Raw genomic sequence first — 7636 nt, 5'->3', positions numbered from 1 at the left:
GTGACCACTATCGCTCCCGATATGTTGCTCCGCGCCTCGACCAACCGCCCGGCGCCCGAACCGACGACGAGCTCGGCTGTGGCAAACCGCGCCGCCTCCGCCGGAGCGAGGTTGCGCAGTCCGGATATCGGCTTCGACGTCTTCGCATCGAATTGCTGGACGAACAGCTCGCCGTGACCGCCGATGACCGCTGCCGCGACTTCGCTTTGGCTATCCGCGCCCACGGCGAGCAGCGCGAGCGAGGACATCCCCTTCAGTTCCGCGTCCCAGCCGATCGCTAGCCCGTGCGCGGCCGCGATCGCGACGCGGATTCCGGTGAAGCTCCCCGGTCCGACGCCGACGAGGACGCGCGCCGCTCTCCGGCCGTCGAGCAGTTCGGCGATCATTGGCACCAGCCGCTCGGCATGGCCGCGGCCGATCAGTTCGTCGCGGCGTGCGATGCAGGCGCCGTCGCCGTCGAACAAAGCGGCGGTACAGGCGGCGCTCGACGTGTCGAAAGCGAGCAACATATCGGGAGCGATAGTGGTCACATGCGGCCCAACGCCGCAAGGCCTCAAACGGCTTCGACCGATTCGACCTCGGGCACGTAGTGGCGGATCAGGCTTTCGATCCCGCGCTTGAGGGTGATCGTCGACGACGGGCAGCCCGAACAGGCGCCGTGCATCGAGAGGTATAGCCGGCCGTCCTTGTAGCCCTTGTACAGGATGTCGCCGCCGTCCTGGGCGACCGCCGGCCGGACCCGCGTCTCGATCAGCTCCTTGATCTGGCCGATGACCTCGGCGTCTTCGGGTTTGTCCTCGAACGCCGGATCGTCGTCGATCCGAATGCCGGCGGCGGTTCCGGGCGCGAACAGGGGCGTGCGGCTGACGAAATGGTCGAGCAGGGTTTCGAGGACTGCCGGCTCCAGATCGCTCCACGATACTCCCGACCCCGCGGTGACCGACACGAAGTCGCGCCCGTAGAAAACGCCCTCGACCATCCCGCTGCCGAACAAAGCGTTGGCCAGCGGCGAGGCCTCGGCGCTGTCCGCGTCCGGAAAGTCGCGCGTGCCGGCCTCCATCACGACCTGGCCGGGCAGGAACTTGCGGGTCGCGGGGTTGGGCGTCTGTTCGGTGCGGATCAGCATGGTCGCGATGTGGTCCTCGGATGCGTTGCGATCAAGGACCAAAAGGCGGCGCGCCGGCGATGACCCAGCGGGTTATGCCCAGTGCGACGGCGAGGCAGAGCAGCGCTGCCCACCATTTGCCACGGCGCATTGGCTGCACGCCGGGATCGAGCGGGGTGCGGCCGGTGACCATCGGCACGATCAGACGCTTTCCTCGGACCACGCGGTAGAAGGCGACCGCGGCGAGGTGCAGGGCGATGAAGCCGAGCAGGACGTAGAACCACAGCTCGTGGATGTCGCGCGCCTTGTCCGATGTGTCGCTGCTGACCAGCTGTGCGAGCGGGCCCATGAAGATGCCGTCTTCGTCCTGCGCGATCACGCCGAGCCCCACCTGCACAGCGGTCACAGCGAGAAGGGCGAGGACGCTGAGCGCGCCGAGCGGGTTGTGACCAATGCCGGTCCATGTGCCGCGCCAATAATCGGCGATAGCCCGCGGTCCGCGGACGAAGTTGGCGAAACGCGCGGTCGAACTTCCGGCGAAGCCCCACAGCAAGCGGAAAATCAGCAAGGTCAGGATCGCGCAGCCGGACCAGATGTGCCAGCCGGTGTGGCGATACTCGGCCGACCACCAGCTGAACGCGATCAGCGCGGCGAGCGTCCAGTGGACGAGTCGCGTCGGCAAGTCCCAGACGGGCTGCTTCGCGCCCGCCTGCCGGATCAATGCTTCATCTTCGAGCGGTACTTGTCGTGGCACGCCTTGCAGGTGTTCCCGAGGTCGGCGAACTTCGCCTTGATCGCGGTCGGGTCACCGCTCGAAACCGCGGCGCCGAATGCCTGCGCGGCGCGCTGAAAGTCCGCATCCTTGGCAGTGAAGTCCTGCGGGCTCTGCCAGATTTCGGGCTTGGCGCCGGTCTTGCCGACATCGGGGCCCGTGCCCGGCGGAAAGAGCACGGCCGATCTCGGCGCGAAGTCGGTAATTTTCTTCGCCGACTCGCGGATGACCCCGAGGTCCGGGCTATCCGACTTGAGCTCGCGGCCGATCGCCTTGGTCGCCTTGCCCATGCCCTCCATGCCCTCATGCCGCTCGTGCATGATCTCGAGCGCTTCCTCCTTGGTCGCGGGGGCGGCGGTCCGCATCGCGACGGTGGTCGCGACAGCCGTGTCCGCCGGCCGCGAATCCGCGCTGACGTTGGCCGCGGCGTTGTTCGCCTGACCCGACTTCCAGTCGCCGCAGCCCGCCAGAGCGAGGCAGGCGCACGCGGCGGCAATGGGTACGAAGCGCATAATCCCTCCTTATTGTCCGTCCGGCGCTTTCCAGCTGCCGTCGATCATTTTGATGATCGCGGAGAAATCTTTGTTCCCGCCGCCGCCATCGACGAATTTCGAATACTCTTCCTCGGCTTCCTCGCCCATTTCCAGTTCGAGGCCCACCTGACTGGCGGCTTCCATCGCCAGCTTCAAGTCCTTGAGCATCAGCGCCGCCGCGAACCCGCCCTCGTAGTCATTGTCGGCGGGAGTCTTGGGGCCGACGCCTGGCACCGGGCAGTAAGTGGTCATCGACCAGCTCTGGCCCGACGCCTGGGAGCTGATGTCGAAGAACACCTGCGGGTCGAGCCCGAGCTTCTGCGCGAGGACGAAGGCTTCGCACGTCACCGCCATGGTCGCGCCGAGGATCAAGTTGTTGCAGATTTTCGCGGCCTGGCCGGCGCCGGCTCCGCCTGCGTGGATCACCGCCTTGGCCATCGGCTCGATGATCGGTTTGGCCCTGGTGAACGCTTCGGGCGAGCCGCCGACCATGAATGCGAGCGACCCCGCGGCGGCGGCCGCGATCCCGCCGGACACCGGGGCATCGACCATTTCGTAGCCCTTGGCTCCAGCCTCTTCCTCGACCGTCCGCGCGCTTCCCACATCGATCGTCGAGCAGTCGATCAGCAGCGCGCTTGGCGGCGCATTGCCGAACACGTGATTGCGATAGACGTCCAGCACGTGGGTCGCAGCGGGGAGCATGGTGATGACAACCTCGGCGTCCACGCACGCCTCCTCAGTTGAGTCCGCGCGGCCGCAGCCTTGCTCGGCGGCCTTGGCCAGCGCCTCTTCGCTCAGGTCGAACGCGCGGACCTCGTGCCCCGCCTTGGCGAGGTTCGGCGCCATCCCGCCGCCCATGTGGCCAAGGCCAATGAATGCGATGCGTGCCATTCTATCTCCTCGTACCCGGCGAAGGCCGGGGTCCAGTCCAGAAAAAAATCGGCGCGGAGCGCCGCCGGGGTACAGTCTATCTCCCCTTCCAATTCCCCGGCCGCTTTTCGACGAAGGCGGCCATGCCTTCTTTCTGGTCCTCGGTCCCGAACAGGCCGTGGAACAGCCGCCGCTCGAAGCGGATGCCCTGCGATAGCGGGATCTCGAAGGCTGCGTTGACCATCTCCTTGACCGCGACCGCGGCCAGCGGCGGCATTGCGGCGATCGCTTCCGCCGTCTTGAGCGCCTCCTCCAGCAGCCGGTCCGCAGGCACGACCTTCGCGACGAGCCCGGAGCGCTCCGCCTCCGCCGCCTCCATCATCCGACCAGTGAGGCACATCTCCATCGCCTTGGCCTTGCCGACGGCCCAGGTCAGCCGCTGTGACCCGCCCATTCCGGGCGTGACTCCGAGCTTGATCTCCGGCTGGCCGAACTTCGCGCTGTCCGCGGCGATGATGAAGTCGGCCATCATCGCGACTTCGCACCCGCCGCCGAGCGCAAAGCCGGCGACCGCGGCGATCCACGGCTTGCGCGTCGCCGTGACCTTTTCCCAGCCGGCGAAAAAGTCGGAGGAATACATGTCGGCGAAGCCCTGGGCCTGCATCTCCTTGATGTCGGCGCCCGCTGCGAACGCCTTTTCCGAGCCAGTCAGCACGAGGCAGTGCTGGCTGTCGTCGGCGTCGTAAGCTTGGAAGGCTTCCGTCAGCTCCTTCAGCACCTCGCTGTTGAGCGCATTCAGCGCCTGCGGCCGGTTCAGGGTGACGAGTGTCACCGCGCCGCGCTGCTCTACCAGGATCGTGTTGTACACGCTCATGCGACCGTCTCCGCCTGCGGGAAGGGAGTCCATGCTTCGCTCGGCGGAAGCGGCTCGAACAGCACGTCGAGCATTTCGTCCGTCACCTCCTCGGGTGTCGCCGGGGCCCATTGCGGGTCGCCGGTCTTGTCGATCAGCAGCGCGCGTACGCCCTCGCGGAAATCGTGAGTCCGCACGACCCGCCCGGCGAGCGCATATTCCGCGCGCATCTCATCGGCGAAGGTGACGCGGTTCGCACCCTCGGCGAGCAGCCGCAGCGAGACCTTGCACGACAGCGGGCTCTTGGTCCTGAGCGTCGCCAGCTCGCTGTGCGCCCAGTCGGTCTCGTCCGCTTCAAGGCCGGCGATCACGTCCTCGAGCCGGTCGGACGCGAACAGTTTCGCGATTTGCGGCAGGTTCTGTTCGATCTTTGCGTCCGGGGCCTTGGTCGCCGCGGCGCCGAGCGCGCCCTGCGCGCGCGCCGGCGCTTTCATGATCCGCTCGACCAAATCGGCGAGACCGGCCTGCTCGACATAATGGGTGGCGAGGTTGAGATAGCGGCATTCCGCGCCGTCGAGCCGGGCGCCGGTCAGGACCATGAACTGTCCGACGCGGCCGGGCAGGCGCGACAGGTACCAGCCGCCGCCGACGTCGGGGAACAGGCCGATGCTCGTTTCGGGCATTGCCAGCCGCGTGTTCTCGGTGGCGATGCGATGGGTGCAGGGCAGCGCGATCCCGACGCCGCCCCCCATCGCGATCCCGTCCATGATCGCGATGGTCGGCTTGTCGTAGGTGAAGAGCAGGTGGTTGAGCCGGTATTCGGCAAAGAAGAAGCGCTTGGCTTCCTCGGCGTCTTCGTTCCCGCTTCGCGCGAGCATGACCACGTCGCCGCCGGCGCAAAAGCCCCGGCCTTCGGCATGGTCGATGACGACCAGCTCGACATTGTCGTCGGTGCGCCACTTGAGCAGCGCCTCGCTCATCGCTTCGCACATGCGGGTGGTCAGCGCGTGAATCGCCTTGGGCCGGTTGAGGCGAAGCCGGGCAACCCCGCGTTCGACGCTGATCAGGACGTCGTCGGTCACTGCCTCAGCAAATCCCGGCTGACGATCACGCGCATGATCTGGTTGGTGCCCTCGAGGATCGAGTGGACCCGCAGGTCGCGCCAGAAGCGCTCGACCGGATAGTCCTGCAGATAGCCGTAGCCGCCGTGGAGCTGCAGCGCGCGGTCGACGACCGAAGAGCCCGTGTCGGTCGCGAGCCGCTTGGCCATGGCCGCGAACCTGGTCTTGGCGGGCGCGTTCGCAGTCACCTTGGCCGCCGCGACGTAGAGCAGGTAGCGCGCGGCCTCCAGCTCCGTCTCCATGTCCGCGAGCGTGAACTGCGTCGCCTGGAAGTCGGCGATCGGCTGGCCGAACTGCTTGCGCTCCTTGGTGTATTTCACCGCCTCGTCGAGGCAGCGCTGCGCTCCGCCGAGCGAGCAGGCGCCGATATTGAGGCGCCCGCCATCGAGCCCCATCATGGCGATGCGGAAACCCTCGCCCTCGGCACCGACCCGGTTCTCGACCGGCACCCGGACCTCGTCGAAATTGACCTGCGCCGTGGGCTGCGAATGCCAGCCGAGCTTCTTCTCCTGCGCGCCGAAGCTGACGCCCGGCATGTCCTTCTCGATGACCAGGCACGAGATGCCCTTCGGCCCGTCCTCGCCGGTGCGGACCATGGTCACGTAAATCTCGTTCTCGCCCGCGCCCGAAATGAACGCCTTCGAGCCGCTGACCACATAATGATCGCCGTCCAGCACCGCCTTGGTCCTGAGCGCCGCGGCATCGGACCCGGAAGACGGCTCGGTCAGGCAATAGCTGCCCATTCGCTCCATCGTGATCATCGAGGGCAGATATTTCTGCTTCACCTCGGCCGAGCCGAAGCGGTCGATCATCCAGCTCGCCATGTTGTGGATCGAGATGAAGGCGCTCGTGCTGGGGCAGCCATAGGCCAGCGCCTCGAAGATCAGCGCCGCTTCCAGCCGTCCCAGCCCGATCCCGCCGCTTTCCTCCGAGACGTAGATCGAGCCGAAGCCGAGCTCGGCCGCCTCGCGGATCGTGTCGCGCGGGAAGACGTGCTTCTCGTCCCACTCGGCCGCGAACGGCGCGATCGCGTCCGCGGTGAACTTGCGCGCCATCTCCTGGATCTGGAGCTGGTCGTCGGTGAGGTCGAACTGGCTCATGGAGCGGGCGCTCTAGGGCGCGCGTAAATTGTCAGCAAGTGCGGGCTATGCGACCGCTTCCTCCTGCAGCAGCCCCTCGAACTTGAGCACGTGCCGCACCGCGGGCCGCTCGAGCATCCGCTCCCGGAACGCGACCAGGTTCGGCCACTTGTCGAGCCCGATCATCTTCTCCGCCCATCCGGCCATGACGAACAGATAGGGGTCGGGAATCGTCAGCTCCTCGCCCATCAGGAACGGCCCGGCGCCGAGCCGCCCGTCGATATAATCGAGCTTGCCCGCAATCTGCCTCGCGAAATAGGCCTTGGTCTCTTCGCTCGCGTCGGGCTTGAACAGCGGCGTGAAGCTCTTGTGGAGCTCGGTCGTGATGAAGTTGACCAGCTCGAGCACTCGGTAGCGGCTGAAGTTCCCGAGCGGCGGGAGGACCTCGGGCCAGGCGGCGCGGTCGCCTAAATATTGGAGGACGACCGAATTCTCGGTCAGCACCTCGCCACTGGGCAGCTGGAGCGCTGGAACGACGCCTTTGGGGTTCACCTTCAGATAGTCGCTCCCATCTTCCAGCTTCTTGGCCTTGAGGTCGACGCGTTTGGCGTCATGCTCGGTGCCGATTTCGTGAAGCAGGATGTGGGGTGCCTGGGAGCAGGCGCCGGGCGAATAATAAAGCGTCAGCATGGTCGGGTCTTTCCTCAGTGAGAGTTGCCGGCATTCCCGGTATCGTTGACGTCCGGAGCGTCGAAGCCGTTCTGCAGCTGGTTGGTCGGCGTCATGCTGCTCTCGTCCGCGGGCAGGGTGACGATATCGGCATTGCCGGCCACCCCATTGTCCGGCACCCCCGCATCGATCGAGATGTTCTGGTCCGCCGCCGGCTGCTGCCTGTTGCACCCGCCCGCCGCCAGAGCGGCGAGCCCGAGCGCGGCGATCATTCTAGCATTTGACATAGGAGTAGCTCGCTGTTGGGTTGCTATCGATCCGTATCAATTTATCCTTGCGCCGCTGCAGAGTCTCGAACTTGGTCCAGGTCTGGCCTTCGCCGGTGAAGCGGAAATTGCCGGTGATCGAATCTTCGTCCGCTTCCGCGCCCGGCGAAGGCACGGCACGCGATTCGTAGAAGCGAAGCTCGCGCTCGCTCACGACCAGCAGCCCCTTGGCGTCCCCGAGCGCGGAGGTGCAGTCGGCGGGCGCCAACCCCCAGCGCCCGTGAAGCGCCGCAGGGATTTGCGCCGGCCGCGGCTGCGCGGCTTCGCTGGCAGCCTGCGCATCATCCATCGGAGCGGTGTCGGCGGGC

General features: G+C 66.6%; 11 protein-coding genes. All 11 read right to left on the bottom strand.

Features of this window, described 5'->3' with window-relative positions; translation table 11 throughout:
- On the bottom strand, nt 1–509 hold a 509-nt coding region (gene tsaB / locus GH737_RS11655), incomplete at its 3' end, for a tRNA (adenosine(37)-N6)-threonylcarbamoyltransferase complex dimerization subunit type 1 TsaB (RefSeq protein WP_155264979.1).
- Nucleotides 510–553: 44 nt separating this feature from the next.
- Nucleotides 554–1126, bottom strand: a complete 573-nt coding sequence (locus GH737_RS11650; protein ID WP_155264977.1) for a NifU family protein — start codon at nt 1124–1126, stop codon at nt 554–556.
- Between the two features lie 31 nt (nt 1127–1157).
- Nucleotides 1158–1826 carry a cytochrome b/b6 domain-containing protein gene (locus GH737_RS11645; protein ID WP_196233128.1) on the bottom strand — a complete coding sequence of 223 codons (669 nt, stop codon included), beginning with the start codon at nt 1824–1826 and terminating at the stop codon, nt 1158–1160.
- Complete coding sequence (locus GH737_RS11640) at nt 1823–2389, bottom strand: c-type cytochrome (protein WP_155264975.1); 567 nt, start codon at nt 2387–2389, stop codon at nt 1823–1825. Before GH737_RS11640 ends, GH737_RS11645 begins: the two co-directional genes overlap by 4 nt.
- Before the next feature lie 9 nt (nt 2390–2398).
- Nucleotides 2399–3301 (bottom strand): 3-hydroxyisobutyrate dehydrogenase, encoded by a 903-nt coding sequence (gene mmsB, locus GH737_RS11635; RefSeq protein WP_155264974.1) that lies wholly within the window; start codon nt 3299–3301, stop codon nt 2399–2401.
- A gap of 76 nt (nt 3302–3377) precedes the next feature.
- On the bottom strand, nt 3378–4154 hold the full coding sequence (locus GH737_RS11630) for an enoyl-CoA hydratase (RefSeq protein WP_155264973.1): 777 nt from the start codon (nt 4152–4154) through the stop codon (nt 3378–3380).
- Entirely contained in the window at nt 4151–5215 is a 1065-nt protein-coding gene (locus GH737_RS11625) for an enoyl-CoA hydratase/isomerase family protein (RefSeq protein ID WP_155264972.1), read from the bottom strand. Before GH737_RS11625 ends, GH737_RS11630 begins: the two co-directional genes overlap by 4 nt.
- Nucleotides 5212–6354: an acyl-CoA dehydrogenase family protein gene (locus tag GH737_RS11620; protein WP_155264971.1), complete on the bottom strand. Its 1143-nt coding sequence runs from the start codon at nt 6352–6354 to the stop codon at nt 5212–5214. Before GH737_RS11620 ends, GH737_RS11625 begins: the two co-directional genes overlap by 4 nt.
- Before the next feature lie 45 nt (nt 6355–6399).
- Complete coding sequence (gstA, locus tag GH737_RS11615) at nt 6400–7023, bottom strand: glutathione transferase GstA (RefSeq protein ID WP_230558783.1); 624 nt, start codon at nt 7021–7023, stop codon at nt 6400–6402.
- 14 nt (nt 7024–7037) lie between these two features.
- A complete protein-coding gene (locus tag GH737_RS11610) occupies nt 7038–7274 on the bottom strand; it encodes a hypothetical protein (RefSeq protein ID WP_155264970.1) in 237 nt (78 codons plus the stop codon).
- Nucleotide 7275: 1 nt separating this feature from the next.
- On the bottom strand, nt 7276–7636 hold a 361-nt coding region (locus tag GH737_RS11605), incomplete at its 5' end, for a hypothetical protein (RefSeq protein WP_230558782.1).

This window comes from Sphingomonas segetis (assembly GCF_009720245.1).
GTDB classification, from domain to species: domain Bacteria; phylum Pseudomonadota; class Alphaproteobacteria; order Sphingomonadales; family Sphingomonadaceae; genus Sphingomicrobium; species Sphingomicrobium segetis.
This window is presented reverse-complemented; position numbering and strand designations above follow the sequence as displayed.

Coding starts and splice junctions, on each gene's coding strand:
- GH737_RS11650 (WP_155264977.1), bottom strand. CDS start 1,126: ATGCTGATCCGCACCGAACAGACGCCCAACCCCGCGACCCGCAAGTTC.
- GH737_RS11640 (WP_155264975.1), bottom strand. CDS start 2,389: ATGCGCTTCGTACCCATTGCCGCCGCGTGCGCCTGCCTCGCTCTGGCG.
- mmsB (WP_155264974.1), bottom strand. CDS start 3,301: ATGGCACGCATCGCATTCATTGGCCTTGGCCACATGGGCGGCGGGATG.
- GH737_RS11630 (WP_155264973.1), bottom strand. CDS start 4,154: ATGAGCGTGTACAACACGATCCTGGTAGAGCAGCGCGGCGCGGTGACA.
- GH737_RS11620 (WP_155264971.1), bottom strand. CDS start 6,354: ATGAGCCAGTTCGACCTCACCGACGACCAGCTCCAGATCCAGGAGATG.
- gstA (WP_230558783.1), bottom strand. CDS start 7,023: ATGCTGACGCTTTATTATTCGCCCGGCGCCTGCTCCCAGGCACCCCAC.
- GH737_RS11610 (WP_155264970.1), bottom strand. CDS start 7,274: ATGATCGCCGCGCTCGGGCTCGCCGCTCTGGCGGCGGGCGGGTGCAAC.